Below are 19,702 nucleotides of genomic sequence, written 5' to 3'. Positions count from 1 at the left end.
CTGGTGATAAAAATGTTGATCGCAAACAAGCGAGGTAAGGCTAAGCCTACGCGCGCAATCAATAAACGCGTGGCTGCAAGCTCTACGCCGCCAAATATTTCACCCCTTCACGCAGTACCTGCTAAGGATAACTCTATGAGCGATCAAGTCGACAATTGGCATAAGCTGGCGCGCTACGATACCAATATGCAAGGCGAGCTGCACGCCAACTTGCTCCGTAACAACGGCATCACCGTGTCTTTACAGCCGCTCAGCGCTATTCCTGGGATGAATTCTGGCGTAGTGCTCTGGGTGGAGGTAAGCGATTTGGCGCAGGCTCAGCGTATCTTAAGCAGTGTTGAGGACGATAGCGACGGCGAGGCGTTACTTAATACTATGAGCGATGCAGAATTAGGAATAGTGACCGATACGGCGATAAATAGTACAAATTCAGATAATCAGGGTGGTAATCGATAAATGTGTCAGCTTTTAGGAATGAACTGTAACACCCCAACAGATATTGGCTTTAGCTTTGCAGGATTTCGCAAGCGCGGCGGGATGACCGACAGTCATGAAGATGGCTTTGGCATTGCTTTTTTTGAGCGTAGTGAATGTAGCAATAATGACAAAGCTAACGATGAGACGGCAAATGACTCAACCGGTTTGCGCCTGTTTCATGACAACCGTCCGAGTCACTTGTCGCCAGTGGCCGATTTGGTCAATAACTATCCGATCAAGGCCATGAATGTCATCGCTCATATTCGTAAAGCCACCCAAGGACAGAACTGCCTTGCCAATGCGCATCCCTTCGTGCGTGAGGTCTGGGGCGAGCAGTGGGTATTTGCGCATAATGGTCAGATGAATAAAGCCTTTATCGAGCGCTGTCAGCGGCTACAAGACAATGGTAACGCCGGGCATTGTCAGCCTGTCGGCTCGACCGATTCTGAAATGGCGTTTTGTTATTTGATTAACCGTCTTAAAAGTACATTTAAATCGCGTCCCGATGATAAGACGCTGTTTAACTTTTTGACGACCCAATGCCGTTATCTGTCCGCTAATGGACTATTTAACTGCCTGATATCCAATGGGCGTTGGCAATTGGCTTATGCCGGCAGCTTACTGTTTTATCTCACCCGTCAAGCGCCATTTGGTGAGGCTAAACTAGCGGACGATGACTTGGCCATTAACTTTGGCGATGTCACCACCGATACTGATAAAGTGACAATATTAGTCACCGTACCTTTGACCGAAAATGAAAAATGGCAACAAATCGCGGTTAATGAGTGCCTAATCTTCCAAGATGGCGAGATACTATTTAAAGACAGTCCAAGTCAGCGTAAGTTCTTGACGATTGAGGAAGGGATTGCGATTGCGCGGTCAGTCGGGGCGAGTGTTTAGGTGATTATGCTAAATAAACCCCACAACAATGCTTAAATTTCTCACCAGACCCGCAGATACACGGCTGCTTTTGTGTCACGCTCATCGCCACTGTTGGATCTAAAAAGAACCAAGTCTCATTAACAGCCTCATCTTTTATTTTTACAAAAGTAGAGCGCTCATGATGCGCCGCTTGCTGAGCATCCGCTGTCGTATAAAACGCCTTAAACTCAACTTGCGCGTGACGCTTACCAAGCTTTGGCGTGTGTTGAATAATCTCTAATTCTGCCCAAGGCGTCTGTTTCGCCCAGTCCTCAATCGCTGCAACATCAAGTAAACTCTGCTGGGCAGGCAAGGTAGTGGTAACGATATACTCGGGTAAAACTTTGACAAAGGCGCTATAGCGAGTGCGCATCAGCCGCTCTGCAGTTTCCGCTTTTTTTAGCCCGTTATGATACGGTTGACAGCAGTCGCTATAAGCGATAGGTTGACTCAAAGAGTTTGGGGCGGGCGAGACTTGGCAAGGACATGGCGTCATAATTTACTCTACTATTGTTTCGTTTACTTATTCAGTTTAACGCAAATAATCTTCTAATATTGCAGGCAATATGCCTACTTTTAGTTGGGCCCAAGGCTCAGGATTACGTAACTGCTGCCAAAACTCAGTTACAGGCGGCGCAAAATAGATAAGTAGCGCAATGAGTACATACAATAATAGATACCACCATTTATCCTTCTGCTGATAAAACTTCATCGCCGTACCTGATGAGCGCTTCATTTTCATATTTGATAAGTTAACGCTATACAGCTCATCGAGCAGCAAATGCACCATCGCCCCAGTGAACAAAAACAGGCCGTAAAACCAGCTGGCGCTCAAGGAAGCTTGTAGCACGTAATAGCTCAAACATGTCAACCCTAAGCCTAGTATCATCATATAGGGTACGGAGTGGATGACGCCGCGATGCACAGTTAAGTTGGTAAAGATATAGAACACCACATAACGCATGAACGCGTAGCCTGCCAGCCACAAAACCATCAGTGATAATAAGCTTAGCTCACTGCGCCAATGCATAACCAGAGCAAAGGCAAAGACGAACGAGATCAGATTAAACCCAAGCTTAATCGGCGTCGAGTTGTCCGAGTCCAGATCAGGTAGCAGACCGCCGACTGTGCCTAGCATCACGCACATCAAAAATCCAGAATCATCGATCAGTCCTGCTTTATACACGGTTAAGCTTGCTACCCCACTTGCCATAAATGCGACGTTTAAGTGGGTATTAAAATTTGCCATGTTTCTTCTTTATCCGTTATCTCGTTATCCATCATCTCTTAGTAGGCTATGCAGCCTGTTTTGTTTGCCTAGCGCCAAAAAAGCGCTCTATGATAGCATAGGCCACTTTGCTATAGGCTCTATAATTACTGCGACGATGCTTACTATGACTACTTCTACTTCGACAAATCACAATTTTGCTAGCGCTCTTACTGAGCGGCAATTAGAGGCCAGCTTTGCCAATATCGATTGGCACGCGCCTTGGCTATATCATTTAAGTCAGCTTGATTATCTTAGTGAAACGATAAGCAGTTTAAGCCGCTCGTCTGACAATCAAGTGAATTCTGATAGGTATATTAACGATAATCAGCAAACAGCTCGTATCGCTAAAGTATTAAACCAAGCGCTAACGCAGCAAGGCGCGGCGGATAGACAGTCGCTACCCAGGACTAAACCTAGCGCTGATAATTACCCTCACACTCTTCAGTTTGTACCGCAAGATGCTCTACTAGAGGGCCAAGGCTACGAGCAGTTCATTGGCACCACTGGCAAGATTCCGACGCGCGATAACCTACATGATTTATTTAACGGCAGTATTTGGCTCACCTTTCCCAAGACCAAGGCCATGCTCAATTATCATCACATGCTTGAGATTGCCAAATGTAGTGAAGAGCCAACTGGTAGTAAAAACCGTGGCCGCGTGCGCGATACCATCACCGTGTTTGATGAGAACGGTGCAATTTTAGTGACCTCTGAAGCTAGCATTGGTGAGGCTTTGATCGACTTTGATTGGCAAAACAGTCTAGTCAAACCAAGAAAGTATTGGGATAAAATGGATAACCCTAGCAAAGACGCTAAAGCTGCAGTTTATATCTTTGGTCACGCGCTGCTTGAGCAGTTGATCTGTCCGCGTAAGCCGTTGTGCGCGCATAGCGTGGTCATTCACGTTAGCCAAGATTTCTTTGCCTTATCAAAGCTTGCGCGTATCAGTTATTTGGATGACAAGCTTAGTAAGTATATGAATGATTTGCTAGCACAAAGCGGCGTCACTCCGCGTCAGCTTGCGCCATTGCCCATTTTAGGTGTGCCGCATTTTTGGTCCGACAATAGCGAGATCAGCTTTTATGAGGACGCTTTTGTCTTTCGTAGCGGTCGCCATCGGCCCAAAGGACGTTAGCAGTGACTCATAGACCTTTCAGCTGCCTTTTCTTAAGGCTTATTTCGGTTACGATTCTGCCACCATATGCCTACGCCTAGACGTTAACAAACGCCTACTTATTTGTTATGGTAAAAGGACGCTGCTGCTAACAGCAAAAGGAACGCACACCTATTCTGTTGAGCAAGCGCCTTATTAAACTCAATTAAACTGATGTTATTATTTAAGTAAATCCTGCAGATCTATTTTTCTACTTGCCAATTACAAATGTTGTCATGTATGAAAAAGATAGCTCAGACAGATCCATTAGCCACCGTTATAACAATAATTTCTACCCTGTAGATAAGGAAGCTACCATGAGTGATATTTTTAATGTAAAAGACACCATTTCGGTCGATGGCAAGGAGCATGCCTATTATAGCTTGCCCAAACTTGCCCAGACTTACGACAATATCAATACGCTACCATACTGTATGAAAGTCGTACTAGAGAACCTATTGCGTAACGAAGACGGTGGTCAGTCAGTCGGCAAAAACCACATCGAAGCGGTTGCCAACTGGGATGCAGGCGCCGAGGCGTCCAAAGAGATTGCTTTCATGCCAGCACGCGTGGTGCTGCAAGATTTCACCGGCGTGCCATCAGTCGTTGATTTAGCAGCGATGCGCGATGCGGTAGTAGAGCTGGGCGGTCGTGCTGAGCAAATCAACCCATTTATTCCTAGTGAGCTGGTCGTTGACCACTCAGTACAAGTCGATGCTTATGGCCGCGAAGATGCGCTCGATTTGAACGAAAAAATTGAATTTAAACGCAACAACGAGCGTTATGAGTTTCTCCATTGGGGCCGAAATGCCTTTGAGAACTTTGTCGTTGTCCCGCCAGCGACGGGTATCGTGCATCAGGTCAACCTTGAGTATCTTGCGCGCGTCGTGATGGCAGCGGATGTTGATGGCGAGCTGATGGCGTATCCAGATACGGTATTTGGTACCGACAGTCACACGACGATGATTAATGGTATCGGTGTGCTTGGTTGGGGCGTTGGCGGTATCGAAGCTGAAGCGGCGATGCTCGGTCAGCCGTCCTCGATGCTGATTCCGCAAGTGGTTGGCTTTGAGCTGACAGGCAAACTCAGTGAAGGCGTCACCGCGACGGATTTGGTATTGCGTGTGGTCGAGATGCTACGAGCACATGGCGTGGTCGGTAAGTTTGTCGAATTCTACGGTGAAGGCTTGCATCAAATGCCATTAGCGGATCGGGCGACGATTGCCAATATGTCGCCAGAATATGGCGCGACTTGTGGTATTTTCCCGATTGATCAAATGGCGATTGATTATCTGCGTCTATCAGGCCGTGACGAAGCGCAAATTGAGCTGGTCGAAAAATATGCCAAGGCGCAAGGCTTATGGCATGATGCCGATACACCAGCGGCGACTTACTCAAGTAAGCTAGAGCTTGATCTGTCCTCTGTCCAGCCAGCACTGGCAGGCCCTAATCTGCCGCAGCAGCGTATCAACTTATCTGATATGCACGAAAAATTCGGCGAAACGCTTGAGAAGATGACCAAGGACCGCAAGGCAGAAGTCGAAGGCAAAGTACGCTTTGACCAAGAAGGCGGCGAGCAAGAGCAAGCGGAACACTTGGCAGCTGAACCCAACATCGACGTTGATACCGAAACTGACGATAGCAAAGGCTATCAGCCAGCCAATAACGTGTTCTCAAGCGTTAATATTGACGACAAAGAGCATAAACTGCGCGATGGTTCAGTCGTGATTGCCGCTATTACCTCTTGTACCAATACCTCAAATCCAGCCGTTATGATTGGTGCTGGATTGGTTGCCAAAAAGGCCGCTGCCAAAGGCCTCAAAGCCAAGCCTTGGGTTAAGACCTCATTGGCACCTGGCTCAAAAGTGGTGACGGATTATCTTGAAAAAACCAAACTGATGGATGAGCTAGAAAAAACAGGTTTTTATTTGGTCGGTTACGGTTGTACCACGTGTATCGGTAATTCAGGTCCGCTTCCTGATGTGATCGAAAAAGGCATCGAAGAGAACGATTTAGTGGCAGCTGCAGTACTCTCTGGTAACCGTAACTTTGAAGGTCGTATTCACTCACACGTCAAGGCCAGCTACCTAGCATCGCCGCCATTGGTTGTCGCTTATGCCTTAGCAGGAACAGTCGATATTGACTTAACCACCCACCCACTCGGTCAAGATCAAGACGGCAACGATGTCTATCTAAAAGACATTTGGCCAACGTCAGATGAGATCAACGAGCTGATTGCCAATAATATCGATGCTGATATGTTCCGTAAAAACTATGGTGAAGTGTTCGACGGTAGTAAAGAGTGGAACGCGATTAGCTCAGCCGATAGTCAGCTATATCCATGGGATGAAGGCTCAACGTACATCAAAAATCCACCGTTCTTTGATGGTATGACCATGGAGCCAGAGGGTATCCCTGATATCGAAGGCGCGCGTATCTTAGGTCTGTTTGGTGACTCAATCACCACCGACCATATCTCGCCTGCGGGAAATATTGATCCAAACTCGCCAGCAGGTCGATACTTACAAGAGCGCGGCGTGATGGAAGAGGACTTCAACAGCTATGGTTCGCGCCGTGGTAATGACGCGGTTATGGCACGCGGTACTTTCGCCAATATCCGTATCAAAAACCAGATGATGGGCGGTAAGGAAGGCGGCTATACCTACTACTTTAAAGACGACAAAGCGACACTTGCAGACGGCAAAGAGATGGCCATCTATGACGCCGCTATGAAGTATAAAGAAGATAAGCGTCCACTCGTTGTCCTTGGCGGCGCGGAGTATGGTTCAGGCTCTAGCCGTGACTGGGCTGCAAAGGGTACGATATTGCTGGGTGTAAAAGCCGTGTTAACCAGCTCGTTCGAGCGTATTCACCGCTCAAACCTAGTCGGCATGGGTGTATTGCCATTGACCTTTAAAGAGGGCGAGAACGCTGAGACCTTTAACCTTGACGGTTCAGAAGTGCTAAGCATTACTGGTCTGAACAATGGCGAGAGCAAAACCGCTCAAGTTACTGCAACTCGCGCTGATGGCTCAAACGAAACCTTTGAGGTAAACGTAGGCTTACAGACGCCAAAAGAGCGCGAATACGTGCGTCATGGCGGGGTATTGCATTATGTACTACGTCAGCTCGCTGCGGAGAGTAAAGACGCTGCGTAATGGTTAGTGAGCTCTAGAGTAACGTATAATAGGCTCTAGAATGACGAAAGCCCAATCCTAGTAAAATAGGGATTGGGCTTTTTTCTGTTTAAAAGGTTTTTGGTATAGGGGAGCTGGTCTTGCTATCCACTAATTAGCCCTTCTCAGTCAGCAGTTTTACCCCTAAGCCAATAAACACCACGCCGCTGATCTTATTTAAAACAGTCTCAATCGCTGGATTGTCTCGCAGGCGTTGACTAAACCGTGTTGCCAAAAACGTTAAACACAGACACCATATCAGACCCGTTACCGCAAAACTGAGACCTAAAATTAGAAATGATAACGCGCTATACGTATAACTAGGATCGATAAACTGCGGGAAAAAAGCTAAGAAAAACAAAGCGACTTTTGGATTAAACGTATTGGTTAGTACGCCTTGCTTGTATATTTGCCTACTATAAATCCTACGTAGTTCTCGATACCAAACATCGCTGATACGCCTCCACTATACTATTGCATACGAGAGATGGCGAAGCATATGCTCCGCCATCTCTCGTCTACCTGTCGCTATGCCGCTTTAGCGCTCTTTGGACGTAGGATCGACGTTAGGGTTGGCAGTCGACGCCTCTAGCTCTTCACGACGTTGTCTTGAGGTCGGTCTTTCGATGAGTAAGTACAGTACGACCCCGATGGCAACAGCATAGATCGTTGACTGCGCTGCTGGCATCGCTAATGTTACCGCAACGATACCTGCGACGCCGCGCTCAGCCGAGGTTTTGAGCTGCTCAATACCGACCATAATACAGATGTAGGCGGTCAACAATAAAGTCAATGATAAGGCAATCGGCAAAACGGGTTTGAAAAACGTCACCAAGGGCAGGATGAAAAGAGCAATCAAACCGGTCCACCAAAAGGTACCGCCGCCACTGTAGATGGAGTCCATCGCTTTGCGCCCTAGGGCATAACGCTCAGCAAGCGTTGCGTGAGCGGCAGTCCACAGCGGTCCTGCAAGCCCAGGCCACGGTGCAAACAACGCATGCAGGCCGTTACGAATACCGGTAACGACGTGTATGCGCGTGATATTGGTTTCGATTTTTTCATCGGGACGGATACTATCGACGCGCTCGCTCAACGCTTTACCCACCAAGATATCACCAAAGGCAATGACGTAGGCGATCATAGCGGTTGGAAAGGCGAATAAGAAGACGCTGATATCTGGTACACCAACATTGAATACGAGGAATTCAGTCATGGCATCGAAGTCAGGATTGGTAATGCCCCACTCGATATTAGGCAGGGGGTATTCGCCAACGAGCCAGCCAATCACCATAGCGACTAGCATCCCTGAGATCATACCTAAATTCGCGAGTATTCTTGCAAAGCGGTTGTGCTGCATGATGTGTTTAAAGGGAACCGAGAACAGCACACAAGCGGATATAACCGCGCCAATAATCAAAGAGATGGGCGTGGCTTCAATACGGCCGCCCACCTTAATCTCACCCATCAAAGCGGCGATACCTGCGCCAATAATAATACCGGCCTTTAAGGAGTTGGGTATGAAGTTGACCAGCCGGTTACCAAACCCAGTAATACCCAGCACAATAAAGATGATAAAGACCTCAAGCTGTAGGACAAACATGGCTTGTACAGCAGCAGGCCCTGGTTCAAACGCTTGTAAGTATAAGAGGACAATCGGGATGGCGGGGGTGATCCAGCCGGGTACTAAAGGTATGCCGAGGGTAACAGGCAGCAGGTACAAAAACCCCGCGATGACACAAAAGGCAATAGCCGCATCATACGACATGCCTAGATACTGCTCCAACAGGGGAATCATACCAAGACCGACGACGAACATAAAAAGCCCCTGAATCATCTCAGGGATCTCCCAGCGGTAATGGATAAAAGGCAGACGTATTTTAAAGGGCCCCGCGGGCCAATACGGCTGTTCTTCACCATACTTACGATTCATAGCCATACTTAAATCCTTTTAAGTGAGTAGTGTTTTATATAAAGCCAGCTTCCATCCAACGTATTGGTATGTGACTATTGCCTTTTAGATAAGGACAGAACTCGTAGAAGATAGACTGCTGGATAATAAACGTTGAGTTACTAGTTGTCCATTACTTATTTTTACGCTGCCATAATAGTAGTGTCATGTAGACAACAAAATAATATTTGAGCGTGTACTATAAAATATAGTAGGGGGTAAAACAAGTAAAGCAATAATGTACAGATTTGAAGCGAAATAATGATAAGTAGCGGTGAACGAATCGTCAAGTAAATGATCTCTATAATAGTGGACTCTAGAATAAAGGGCAGTTAAGCTATCGAGGTTTCAATGTCAACCATTAGCCTGAACATACCCCTTTTACCTACACCATCCAACAAGACAGCCAAAATTGAGACTTTATGAATAGACGCGACCTCATTATTTTTATAACTTTATCCTTTATGTGGTCGCTATCCTTTATATTTTATAGGATTGGTGTGCCTGAATTTGGCTCCATGTCGTTTGCCAGCTTGCGCGTCATATTTGCCGGTATCACGATGCTGGTTTTTGTGATGTTCAATCCCTCTCATTTAGCTGCGGTTCGGCAGCACTGGAAACTACTGACGGTAGTGGGCCTAGTCTCTACAGCGATACCGTTTGTTTTATTCTCTTATGCCGCTCAAGCCGTGAATGCTGGTGTGCTTGCTGTACTCAATGCTGCGGTGCCAATGATGAGCGGCTTTATCGCGAGTACTTTCTTCAATGATAAGCTGTCAAAAAAGCAAACGCTTGGCTTATTTATCGGTATAGCTGGGGTGATTATCCTGATGAGTGAGAGCTTATTTGGCGGTGCGGTTACGGACTTAAGCTCAGGGCTACTACCGATGGGTTATGCGCTATTAGGCTGTGTGGGTTATGCAGTAGGGGCAAACGTCACCAAGAACTATTTGCAAGACACCTCGCCTGTCGCCATTACCATTGGCGCTATGCTGATTGCCAGTGTGGTGATGCTACCGATAGCGATTTATGAGTTTCCGTATGGTCAGAGTATCAGCGTTAAGGCTTGGGTATCAGTGGTGTGTATCGGCGTATTCTCAACGGCTATTGCTTTTATCTTTATTAATGAACTAATCAAGAGTATCGGACCGATGCGGGCGACTAGTATTACGCTCGTGATTCCGATATTTGCCATTATCTTTGGTTATATCTTACTAGACGAAGCTTTGGATACGGCTGCCATTATAGGGTCAGCGGTGATACTTATCGGCACTTATTTATCACTGAACTTATCTTTGGCCAGCTTTACGAAGTCCTCGCCGCCATTAGATGTAGAGCATTGATAGCGCTATACAAAAAGCTTGACGCACAAAAAAGCTCAATCCTAATAAATTAAGGATTGAGCTTTTTTATTTTAACCAATCAAATTTATGATAAGTCTAGTTTATCGTACATTATCACCATAAGTAACGATAGGCTTAGACAAACGATGCTTTGCTGCAGCGCTCTTAGCACCCATAGTAGCGGCAATAAAGGTTAAGATCGTGCTAATTAACCAAAATAGACCTGAATATAGAGCAGCTTTACGAGCGATGTCTTCGGCTTGTTGGAGGTTTTGATCAACCGTTTGCTGAGCTTGCGCGATGTACTGTTCTGTTTTAGTTCTATACTCGTTAAATGATTGAGTCACTTCATTGCGTACTTCAGCAGCTTGCGCTTCAGTTAGACCTTCAGCTTGTAAACGATTGATAAGCTCAGGACCCTGTAGCGTTTGCTCAATTGATGCCATACGCTGTTTTGCGTAGTCATCAATGTTGCGCCAAGTATCAATGCTGGTAAAGTCCATATCAGCAACATCGCCGCGAGTATTATTGATCATCTCTTCTAATACACTAGTCGTCGCTGCGATTTGTTCTTGGTTAAGACCTTGTGTGTTTCTAGCAACTAAAGCATTTAAGTCTTCTTGACTGATATCACCAGAAACGGTCTGATATGCTTCTTGCGCACGTTGTTGCAATTGTTCAATAGCGCTATCTGGAGCGGCTACGGCTGCAGTACCAGCAGCTGACGTACCAGCAGCAGCAATACCGCCTGCAGCTTGTGTGACAGTACTTACCGTACCACCAATTACGTTACCTGCTGATGCTAGGATACCTGTTGCACTGCTTAGCGTAAAAAACGTCGTAAACAATACGATTAAGGCTGCGGTTAGCATGCCTGTCAAAGAAGCATCTTTTGGGTCGATATCAGTACCATCACCAAAGATAGCCTCTGGTGCTGAGAATTTAATAGCAAAATAACCTGCGACAAAAGCGCTAACTAAAGCAGTAATAGCCGCATAGATGCCACCTGCAATACTAGTGCCTTTTAGATCGAAGGGGATAAATGAGCTTAAAACTAAGGCTAGAGCAATCATTGCCATGACTACTATAAGTCCCATAACTAGACCGGCAAGTACGCCGCGCCATGAAGGACGTCGTTGAGGCGTGTAAGTAGGTGTCATATCCATTCCTTATAATGTACCGTTTTCAGTACCAAATTTTACGATGTTTTAGATTGTAGTATCCGTCCAGTAGATCATCAAACCTTGATAACCCCTTAACTTAAATAGCACACTCACTTTGGAGCCTGCTAATACAACGCTATCATAAAAAATAAACTCTAGTATTAGTAATACTGTTAGGTAGAAAAAAGCAGACATTGTGTATGCTAACGTTACACTGTGTTACCAAATTATTTAATTGTAAGAACCTGTATAGTGATTTGTAATCAAAACTAAATAAAAAAGGTACTTATTTTATTCTTAGATTTAGTAATCTACGAGAAATGTTCTACAATAGAATTAAAGAAGAGGAATAAAGAATAGATGATAAGATAGTATTAGGCATAAAAAAAGCCCAGTCACCAAAAAGTAACTGGGCTTTTGCTGCTACACGTATTAGTCTGATCCGATGCAAAGAGCAAAAGTGCTAACAAGTGACGCCGAATAGTGGCGTCCCCAGGGGGATTCGAACCCCCGTTACCGCCGTGAAAGGGCGGTGTCCTAGGCCTCTAGACGATGGGGACGCATAGAGTGTCACAGCGGCTATCTTTCGATAGGGCTACAACGGTACTGCACAACATCAGAGCGCTTATTTTATAGAAACAAGCCTTGCCTAGGTGCTGATACTGCTTCTTAACTGTGTTATCTAAAAGCTGTTTTATCTAACAATAGCTTTTGACGATAAAAGTATGGTGGAGCTAAACGGAGTCGAACCGTTGACCCCTTGCATGCCATGCAAGTGCTCTACCAACTGAGCTATAGCCCCTCGTTAAGAGTGAGCGTATTTTAGGTAAGTTATGTCGTGCTGTCAATAACTATTTTTGAAAAATAGCAAATAATTTGAAATATTCAAAAAAACATAGAATAAAGTTGTCAGGCTTTCTAAGCATTTTTATGGTAGGTGTCTAATAAGTCTATATAATCCGATCATGATATCACCTTTAGCACTGTCTATAGAATTGTCAACTCTGCAAAGTATTCGATATTTTGTGTAAATTTAAGCTTTAGATAAGTTGACGATTGATGATAAAAAGCGTATTATAATCGGTAATACGCCCACCGCCTCTTCATAGTTTACTATGTACGCGGTGGCTTTCTTTTTGGGTTATCCTATTCCCATAAATTCCAATTTTCATGCTGTATATATCCAAAGTCTTCTATAGAAACCAAATCACTAGATATCTTTGGAAATTCACTTAAAAGATCTGTCAGTCTTAGGCCCCAAGTTGAATTTGGGCATATTGTCTTAAGCAAATGCTGCATAAGACAGAAATAGACGAAAGGTTTTTCATTATTTTTAGCTAGAGCCCTCCAATATTTATCAGTTTGTGGAATAGTTGCTCGATCCACAATATTGGCATTCCAAAGTCTAGAGTGATGTGCAACAATATTTCTCAAATGATTTAGTGACCTTAGCCACGTTTCAAACTCTTTTTTCGAAGCGCAATGGTATTTGTCTGATATTTTTGTCGCATCTGCATGTTTGAGACCAGAATATAACCTTGACATAGCACCAAAGTCTAATATTTCAACAGCAACCCAAATAGGCAGATAGCCGTAAGTTTCTAGGTTATGTTTGACAAAGTCTTGTCTTGTGGATCTACTCACTAAGCTGTCATATCGATCTAACCATTTACGGTGTTCTGTTTTCGTACTATATCTACCATTTTTTTTGTATGTGGGCCGTTTTGTAAAGTTGCCATGTAAATGATCAGGTAACTCGTGTGCTTTTGGACTTCTTTCACCGAGTATATAAGCAATATCTGAACGTATAGCCATTTCTATACGCTCAATAGCATCTAACGCTAATAATCTAAGTTTCTTATCAAATACATATAATTCAATAATGTTCTTAAATGTAGTTCCATCTTTAAAAGTATCTTGTCGACCCTTTTGATCGGCTTGGAACTTTCGAAAAGGATACCAGTATCCGCTAAGCCTATAATAACTGATATTGGATAAATAATTTCTTGCTTTTTTATGATCTGAGACTTCCATATTCCTTGATTCTAACTTTCTTATTTGATCATCTAAGCTTTGCCAAACCTTCAGTTCTGCCATTAATAACTCCTAACTTATCTTGATCTCGAAAAATAAATGACGGCTAATACTCTTAATATTTGTCTAAAATATAAATGTTTATTTACTGGTGTTGGTACTAAAAAGCGCAGACTTCACCATTGCAAAATCTACGCTTCTCTTGTGTCAATTGTGTCAATATAGCATTAACTAGTCAGCCAAAAAGTCCGGTAGATCCGCCGCTTTTTTCTCAAGCTTTTTGAGTTTCTTTTTACCTAAGCCGCCAAGCACCTCAACCGCGTGGCGCAAGCGGTTTAAGGTCATATCCGCGCCGATGATCCACATCGAGTTCATCACTGGTGTGGAGGAGGAGCTACCAGCGATAGCGATAAAGAAAGGCGCAATAAAGTCGCGCATCTTAATATCGAGCGCAGCAGATAAGCCTTTGATAGTGGCATAAATATTATCTTCTGACCATTCAGGTAATGACTCAAGCTGCCATAGTGTTAATTGGAGAATCTCCATGATTTGCTCAGGCGTGAGATTTTTGTGCTCAAAGTCGTCGCTGGTAATCTCAGGAAGGTTTTGGAAATAAAAACCACCCCAATTGACCGCGTCAGAGAGCAGCTCGATACGCGGCTGAATCGCGGCTGCCATTGCCGTAAGCTTATCGCAGTTATTGGCCCAATCGAGGATTTTGGTTTTTAGCTCTTCAGGTGTGAGCTCGCGTAACCACTCGCTATTCAGCCAATTGAGCTTTTCGATATCGAAGATAGGGCCGCCCAAAGAGACGCGCTGGATATCGAAGCTGGCTATCATCTCATCAAGCGTGAACTTCTCTTCATCATTCGGCATCGAGTAGCCCATACGGCCTAAGTAGTTGAGCAGCGCTTCAGGCAGCACGCCAGCATCACGATAATAAGTAATAGAGGTTGGGTTCTTGCGCTTAGACAGCTTGGATTTATCCGGGTTACGTAGCAGCGGCATGTGGCAGAGCATTGGCATCTCCCAACCAAAGTACTCATAGAGCAGTTGATGCTTAGGCGCAGAGTTCAGCCATTCCTCGCCGCGCATGACATGACTGATCTGCATTAAGTGGTCATCGACGACGTTGGCTAGATGATACGTCGGCAGGCCATCGGTTTTGAGCAGCACTTGCATATCGACTTGCTCCCACGGAATCTCAACCGTACCGCGTAGCATGTCTTCGACCCGACAAACGCCTTCGGTAGGCACACGCATACGGATCACAAACGGCTTACCCGATTCGGCAAGCTTGTCCGACTCTGCGCGCGGCAGGTCAGCATAACGACCGTCATAGCGCGGCGTCTCACCGCGCGCCATTTGCTCAGCTCGCATCGCATCTAGCTCCTCAGGCGTACAAAAGCAGCGAAACGCGTGATCATTATCGAGCAGCTTTTGCGCGTGTTCTTTATAAATATCCGCGCGCTCGCTTTGACGATAAGGCGCATGGGGTCCGCCGACATCAGGACCTTCCGCCCAGTCCAGTCCCACCCAACGTAGCGCATCCAAGATCATCTGCTCGGAGGCCTCAGTGGAGCGCGCCTGATCGGTATCTTCGATACGCAGGATAAACTCGCCGCCATGCGCCTTGGCAAAGGCTAAATTAAACAGCGCAATATAAGCGGTGCCGACGTGCGGAAAGCCAGTAGGGGAGGGCGCAATACGAGTACGCACGGGACGAGTGGCAGGGGCTGGGCTGTGTGAAGTGTGTGAAGTGGTTTGCATCAGGTCGCCTTACATAGAATGATCAGTTAAAAAAATTGCTTATTGCTTTAGAAATGGAGTGAAGACGGTTATAACTAACCGCAAAAAATAGCGTAAAATAGAGCGCTATTATAACAGACAGCCAAGATATTTTTGGCGAAAAGCCCAGTTGGTGCTTGACTCGCTGTGTATCCTTGCGATAATAACGCTAGCGAGGCATAACTTGTTTATTTTTATCCTGTTTTTTTACAACATTATTGGCCCATAGGGTCGTCATCTATTGAGTTATTTGTGTCATTATCGAAGCCAAAGCCCAGTCCAAAATTAGCTGCCCAAGCAACAACGCAGTCTGCTACTGCTAATGAATCAGAATTTAGTCATCAAGCGGTGCTGCTAGAAGAAGCGGTCGCGGCGGTACTCGGTGTCAAATCACTGCCAAAAGCCAGTAGCGACAACAGTCTACAAGCGCGCGGCATCTATGTCGATGCGACTTTTGGGCGCGGTGGTCATAGCCGCCTGCTACTCTCGCAATTGGCTGACGATGCCAAGCTCATTGTCTTCGATAAAGACCCGACAGCGATTGCTGTGGCTAATGAATTGGCAGCTACAGATAACCGCGTGACCGTTGTGCATGATAGCTTTGCCACTTTGACAGATAGCTTAGCTGCGCTTGGTATTAGTCAAGTTGATGGGCTCATGGCAGATCTAGGTATCTCCTCGCCGCAGATAGATGATGGTAGCCGCGGCTTTAGTTTTATGCGTGATGGTACCGTCGATATGCGTATGGATACCAGCCGTGGTCAGCCGGTTGCTGATTGGCTTGCGCAAGTCGATGATGAGACTTTGGCCAACGTGTTATACGAGTTTGGTGAGGAGCGCCACAGCCGCCGTATTGCGCGTGCAATCAAGCAGATGGACAGCTATGAGTCGACGCTTGCGCTGGCGGAGGTCATCAAAGAGGCGCATCCGAACTGGCAACGCGGTAAACATCCGGCGACGCAGAGCTTTCAGGCGATGCGCATCTTTATCAATAATGAGCTTGGCGATGTTGATAGCTTTTTGACCCAGAGCCTTACGGTATTAAAGGCAGGTGGTCAGCTGTCGGTGATCAGCTTTCACTCATTAGAGGATCGCCGCATTAAGCAGTTTTTGCAGCGCCATAGTAAGGGGCAGTATCCTGAGGACGAAAACCTGCCGATGCCGCCTAAGCGTCCGCGTTACTTTAATAAACCTAAGCGTATCGGCCCAAGCAAATCTGAGATCGCTCAAAACCCGCGCTCGCGTAGTGCTTGGCTACGTGCGGCGACTCGTACTGATATCGTTTATGAGCACCAATTTGATTGAGCGTTGAATCACTATAAGGTTTTACGGTGATCAAATAGTTAGGGCGTGTTGAACATTCGACCATGGCACTGACAGAGACTATTTTTTAGGCGATTTGCAGATAAAAATAGTAAGTTTAGTCGTTCTAAGCGTCTATTTTTATCAATAAAGCGGCAAAAAATAGTCCTGTCCCTATTGTTGTCGTGAGGGCTGATGCTAAAATCGCCCTAGTCGTTGCGACTGTTTAAATAAAATCAGCTAACCAATGCAATAAGCATTATCTGCAATTTTAACGACGACTAGAACTATTTTAGCGATCAGCAGTGCGCATTTGTGAATGTTCAATACGCCCTAGTTAAAACTGAAAATCTCTTTATAGTAAAAATACAAAATTGCAAAAACATAAGGTTTTCAGCCATCGTTGCTTAGTATAATGTGGTAACGGATACGTAACCGTTAAAAAGCCGTAAGTAATGGCAGTTAAACTAACCTGCTAGTTACTGTTGAGTTGTACTAAAAAATAGCTGTTCGTTTTTATTTATCTTTAAGTCCACCTTTTTGAGATCGTCATGGCAATATCTGGCAAACCTAAATCTGGCCGCGTAGCAAGCCCAACTCATAGCGATGTGGGCGAGATGTTTGCACAGCGTTTTAGTGTAATAAATATCTATGTAATGGTGCTATTACTGCTTGCGGCGGGTATTGTCTGGAGTGGTATCAAAACAGCTGAGGCAGTGCAACAATACCATCAGGACTATAAAACTTTGCAAGATATGAAAAAACAACAGCGCAAATTGCAAGTAGAGCATCAACGCTTGCTCATTGAGCAGCAAACCTTTAGTGCCACACCGCAGATTGCTAGCCGCGCAGTTGCAGAACTAGGCATGTATTCGCCGACGCTAAAAGACAAGCTCATTATTCAGCCGGGTGCTCCGGTGATAGCGGGCGACTCTTTTGCTCGCGCTGATACTGATAATAGTAGTACTGATGTTGCCAATACTGATCTTAGCCCAGAAAGCCCGTCCGCTGCAGACTCTAGAGGGGATGGACAATGAGTAGCAAAAAGCCATCAACCGATAAAAAATCAGCTAGCGGTAAAGTAATAAAACCACTGCGCCCGGCCAATAAAGCAAAAGCGCAGCAAAAAGCTAAAGGTAACGCTCCTAGTGCGGGTAAAAAAATATTCTCCCGTAAGAAAAAGAGCGACGCGCAAGGCGCTTACACTAGCGTAAAGAACCGTAAATCGAAACGCACCATTATGAGTAAGGCCTCAGGTGCGTCTTCGCGCGGCGGCTTTGAATATGACAAAAACCGCTTTCGGATGGTATGGGCCATCGCCTTAACGGTGTTGGTGCTATTGATAGGCCGTGCCTATTATATTCAAGTTGCCAACGCCCAGTTTTATCAAGATAAAGGTAATGAGCTAATCACCAGCGAGCGCACACAAAAATCCTATCGCGGCATGATTACCGACCGCAATAATTTACCTTTAGCGGTCAGTGCACCACTTGCGACTGTCTCCTTTAGTCCGCACGACTATGCGCGCGAGTACTATGAGCTCAACCGAGTCATCATTGAAAACCCCAGTCAACCAGTACTACGAGCGCGGATGCAAAAGCGCTTGGATAATATGGATCTGACGGTATTGGCCGCCGCGGCTAATATTCCGGTAGCTGAGCTTGAAAAGGCCGCCGCTATCGATAAGAGCGTCGATGTCACCGATGATGAGGCGGTTAAAGCGGCTCTGCCTTCAGGCCCAGGTTCACACTACCTGCCACTACTTAATAAAGTCACTCCAGAGATCGCTCAAAGCGTCAGCTCACTTGACTTCCCAGGCGTCTATGAGAAAAACTTCTTTCAGCGCTATTATCCTCAGCCGCAGCCCAACGCGCAGCTACTTGGCTTTATGGGTCAAAACGCCAATGATGTTGATGGCGGCTACGAGGGCCGCGCGGGTATCGAGCGTCAATACGAGCAAGCGCTAGCGGGTGAGGATGGTAAAGTCTTAGTGCTAAAAGATGCCAAGCAAAATAGTCTCAAAGAGATTAAGCAATTAAAGCCAGAAATCGCAGGTAAAGATGTGGCTTTGACTATTGATTCGCGCTTGCAGTACCTGCTTTATAAAGAGTTAGAGAAAGCTGGACGCTTACAGCAGGCGCGTTGGTCGACGGGTATGATAGTAGACGTGCAAAACGGTGAGGTATTAGCCTTGTCGACTTGGCCTTCTTTTAACTCTAATAATCTCAATGAGATGACCGGCGAAAACCAGCGCAATCGGGCGCTACTAGATACCTTTGAGCCAGGCTCAGTGATGAAGCCTTTCACAGTGGCAGCGGCGCTTGATTCAAAAAAATACACCGCCAACTCAATGATTGATACCAATCCAGGCTCAATACGCGTTCGCGGCTATACGATTCGTGATCATAACAATTTGGGGGTGATTAACCTTGCCACTTTATTACAAAAATCAAGTAACGTTGCGTCAACGAAAATCGCCTTAGCACTGCCGCCTGATGGTATCACTAGTATGCAAAAGAAATTTGGTTTTGGCGCTAAGACCCCGCTACAGTTCCCAGGCGAGGGTAGTGGTAATGTCACTACACCTAAAGAAAAAGAAACCGCGCGCCGTGCTACGGTCAGTTATGGCTATGGTATGGAAGCGACACTTGCGCAAGTCGCGCAAGCTTATGCGGCACTAGCAGCTGGCGGGGTCATGCATCCTTTAACCTTGACTAAGACCGACAAACCGCTGCCTAGTAAGCGCATCATGGAGCATGATCAGGCGATGGCCATCGTCGAGATGCTTGAGTCAGTAACGCTGCCCGGTGGTACCGCAAAAGCGGCGAACATCGATGGCTACCGCGTCGCTGGCAAGACCGGTACCTCGCGCCGTATCAACCCAGATGGCGGCTACTACACCGATCAGTATCGTAATATTTTCGCCGGTATGGCGCCTGCGTCCAACCCAAGGCTAGTCGGCGTTATCTTATTAGAAGATCCGCGCGGGCTGCATTATGCTGGACTAACTGCCGCTCCCGTCTTTCATAACGTAATGAAAGAGGCGCTACGCCTGTATAATGTGCCGCTTGATAAGCCACTACAAACGCAAGAGCAGTAGCAAGCTTGAGGCTAAGCATTCACTTTA

Annotated in this window: 15 protein-coding genes and 2 tRNA genes; 8 read left to right on the top strand and 9 right to left on the bottom strand. The window is 45.9% G+C overall.

What is annotated here, in order from left to right; all coding sequences use genetic code 11:
* The first annotated feature begins 135 nt into the window (after positions 1–135).
* Together JMY03_RS12640 and JMY03_RS12635 are read left to right on the top strand one after the other, a co-directional pair.
* On the top strand, positions 136–456 hold the full coding sequence (locus JMY03_RS12640) for a hypothetical protein (RefSeq protein ID WP_025646783.1): 321 nt from the start codon (positions 136–138) through the stop codon (positions 454–456).
* Positions 457–1,377 carry a class II glutamine amidotransferase gene (locus JMY03_RS12635; RefSeq protein WP_201604154.1) on the top strand — a complete coding sequence of 307 codons (921 nt, stop codon included), beginning with the start codon at positions 457–459 and terminating at the stop codon, positions 1,375–1,377. It begins immediately after the preceding gene.
* Between the two features lie 4 nt (positions 1,378–1,381).
* Here JMY03_RS12635 and JMY03_RS12630 read toward each other — a convergent pair whose 3' ends face one another.
* Both JMY03_RS12630 and JMY03_RS12625 read right to left on the bottom strand, forming a co-directional pair.
* Positions 1,382–1,894, bottom strand: a complete 513-nt coding sequence (locus tag JMY03_RS12630) for a YchJ family protein (RefSeq protein WP_201604152.1) — start codon at positions 1,892–1,894, stop codon at positions 1,382–1,384.
* A gap of 36 nt (positions 1,895–1,930) precedes the next feature.
* Positions 1,931–2,647, bottom strand: coding sequence for a metal-dependent hydrolase (locus JMY03_RS12625; RefSeq protein ID WP_201604150.1), 717 nt, complete (start codon positions 2,645–2,647; stop codon positions 1,931–1,933).
* A gap of 145 nt (positions 2,648–2,792) precedes the next feature.
* Here JMY03_RS12625 and JMY03_RS12620 point away from each other — a divergent pair, with 145 nt between their 5' ends.
* The gene (locus JMY03_RS12620) at positions 2,793–3,803 is read left to right on the top strand and encodes a DUF3025 domain-containing protein (protein WP_227675629.1); all 1,011 of its coding nucleotides are present in this window, start codon (positions 2,793–2,795) and stop codon (positions 3,801–3,803) included.
* A gap of 335 nt (positions 3,804–4,138) precedes the next feature.
* Positions 4,139–6,979 (top strand): aconitate hydratase AcnA, encoded by a 2,841-nt coding sequence (gene acnA / locus JMY03_RS12615; RefSeq protein ID WP_201604146.1) that lies wholly within the window; start codon positions 4,139–4,141, stop codon positions 6,977–6,979.
* A gap of 133 nt (positions 6,980–7,112) precedes the next feature.
* Here the strand turns inward: acnA and JMY03_RS12610 are convergent, their stop codons facing one another.
* Together JMY03_RS12610 and JMY03_RS12605 are read right to left on the bottom strand one after the other, a co-directional pair.
* Positions 7,113–7,406 carry a LysE family translocator gene (locus JMY03_RS12610; RefSeq protein ID WP_227675635.1) on the bottom strand — a complete coding sequence of 98 codons (294 nt, stop codon included), beginning with the start codon at positions 7,404–7,406 and terminating at the stop codon, positions 7,113–7,115.
* Positions 7,407–7,535: 129 nt separating this feature from the next.
* A complete protein-coding gene (locus JMY03_RS12605) occupies positions 7,536–8,933 on the bottom strand; it encodes a solute carrier family 23 protein (protein ID WP_201604144.1) in 1,398 nt (465 codons plus the stop codon).
* Between the two features lie 434 nt (positions 8,934–9,367).
* Here JMY03_RS12605 and JMY03_RS12600 point away from each other — a divergent pair, with 434 nt between their 5' ends.
* Complete coding sequence (locus JMY03_RS12600) at positions 9,368–10,288, top strand: DMT family transporter (RefSeq protein ID WP_201604143.1); 921 nt, start codon at positions 9,368–9,370, stop codon at positions 10,286–10,288.
* 101 nt (positions 10,289–10,389) lie between these two features.
* Here JMY03_RS12600 and JMY03_RS12595 read toward each other — a convergent pair whose 3' ends face one another.
* From JMY03_RS12595 to gltX, 5 genes are all read right to left on the bottom strand, one after another.
* Positions 10,390–11,448 (bottom strand): hypothetical protein, encoded by a 1,059-nt coding sequence (locus JMY03_RS12595; RefSeq protein WP_201604141.1) that lies wholly within the window; start codon positions 11,446–11,448, stop codon positions 10,390–10,392.
* A 487-nt stretch (positions 11,449–11,935) separates the two neighbouring features.
* Positions 11,936–12,011, bottom strand: a tRNA-Glu gene (locus tag JMY03_RS12590).
* Positions 12,012–12,177: 166 nt separating this feature from the next.
* Positions 12,178–12,253 (bottom strand) — tRNA-Ala (locus JMY03_RS12585).
* Positions 12,254–12,597: 344 nt separating this feature from the next.
* Positions 12,598–13,548, bottom strand: coding sequence for an Abi family protein (locus JMY03_RS12580; RefSeq protein ID WP_201604139.1), 951 nt, complete (start codon positions 13,546–13,548; stop codon positions 12,598–12,600).
* 168 nt (positions 13,549–13,716) lie between these two features.
* The gene (gltX, locus tag JMY03_RS12575) at positions 13,717–15,255 is read right to left on the bottom strand and encodes a glutamate--tRNA ligase (RefSeq protein WP_390880418.1); all 1,539 of its coding nucleotides are present in this window, start codon (positions 15,253–15,255) and stop codon (positions 13,717–13,719) included.
* A gap of 270 nt (positions 15,256–15,525) precedes the next feature.
* Between gltX and rsmH the strand changes: the two genes are divergently transcribed.
* The 3 genes from rsmH (at position 15,526) to JMY03_RS12560 (ending at position 19,675) form a co-directional block, all read left to right on the top strand.
* Positions 15,526–16,578: a 16S rRNA (cytosine(1402)-N(4))-methyltransferase RsmH gene (rsmH, locus tag JMY03_RS12570; RefSeq protein WP_201604136.1), complete on the top strand. Its 1,053-nt coding sequence runs from the start codon at positions 15,526–15,528 to the stop codon at positions 16,576–16,578.
* Positions 16,579–17,126: 548 nt separating this feature from the next.
* On the top strand, positions 17,127–17,612 hold the full coding sequence (gene ftsL, locus JMY03_RS12565; RefSeq protein ID WP_025646772.1) for a cell division protein FtsL: 486 nt from the start codon (positions 17,127–17,129) through the stop codon (positions 17,610–17,612).
* Positions 17,609–19,675, top strand: coding sequence for a peptidoglycan D,D-transpeptidase FtsI family protein (locus JMY03_RS12560; protein ID WP_201604135.1), 2,067 nt, complete (start codon positions 17,609–17,611; stop codon positions 19,673–19,675). The genes ftsL and JMY03_RS12560 overlap by 4 nt, the downstream gene beginning before the upstream one ends.
* Positions 19,676–19,702: the final 27 nt, after the last annotated feature.

Origin of the sequence: Psychrobacter submarinus (genome assembly GCF_904846685.1) — a bacterium.
Taxonomy (GTDB): domain Bacteria; phylum Pseudomonadota; class Gammaproteobacteria; order Pseudomonadales; family Moraxellaceae; genus Psychrobacter; species Psychrobacter submarinus.
Note: the sequence above shows the minus strand (reverse complement) of the source record. Positions and strands in the feature narration are given on the sequence as shown.

Bases quoted from the DNA above. Each gene is read 5' to 3' on its own strand.
- JMY03_RS12640 (WP_025646783.1), top strand. From the start codon at position 136: ATGAGCGATCAAGTCGACAATTGGCATAAGCTGGCGCGCTACGATACC.
- JMY03_RS12635 (WP_201604154.1), top strand. From the start codon at position 457: ATGTGTCAGCTTTTAGGAATGAACTGTAACACCCCAACAGATATTGGC.
- JMY03_RS12630 (WP_201604152.1), bottom strand. From the start codon at position 1,894: ATGACGCCATGTCCTTGCCAAGTCTCGCCCGCCCCAAACTCTTTGAGT.
- JMY03_RS12625 (WP_201604150.1), bottom strand. From the start codon at position 2,647: ATGGCAAATTTTAATACCCACTTAAACGTCGCATTTATGGCAAGTGGG.
- JMY03_RS12620 (WP_227675629.1), top strand. From the start codon at position 2,793: ATGACTACTTCTACTTCGACAAATCACAATTTTGCTAGCGCTCTTACT.
- acnA (WP_201604146.1), top strand. From the start codon at position 4,139: ATGAGTGATATTTTTAATGTAAAAGACACCATTTCGGTCGATGGCAAG.
- JMY03_RS12605 (WP_201604144.1), bottom strand. From the start codon at position 8,933: ATGGCTATGAATCGTAAGTATGGTGAAGAACAGCCGTATTGGCCCGCG.
- JMY03_RS12600 (WP_201604143.1), top strand. From the start codon at position 9,368: ATGAATAGACGCGACCTCATTATTTTTATAACTTTATCCTTTATGTGG.
- JMY03_RS12595 (WP_201604141.1), bottom strand. From the start codon at position 11,448: ATGACACCTACTTACACGCCTCAACGACGTCCTTCATGGCGCGGCGTA.
- JMY03_RS12580 (WP_201604139.1), bottom strand. From the start codon at position 13,548: ATGGCAGAACTGAAGGTTTGGCAAAGCTTAGATGATCAAATAAGAAAG.
- gltX (WP_390880418.1), bottom strand. From the start codon at position 15,255: ATGCAAACCACTTCACACACTTCACACAGCCCAGCCCCTGCCACTCGT.
- ftsL (WP_025646772.1), top strand. From the start codon at position 17,127: ATGGCAATATCTGGCAAACCTAAATCTGGCCGCGTAGCAAGCCCAACT.
- JMY03_RS12560 (WP_201604135.1), top strand. From the start codon at position 17,609: ATGAGTAGCAAAAAGCCATCAACCGATAAAAAATCAGCTAGCGGTAAA.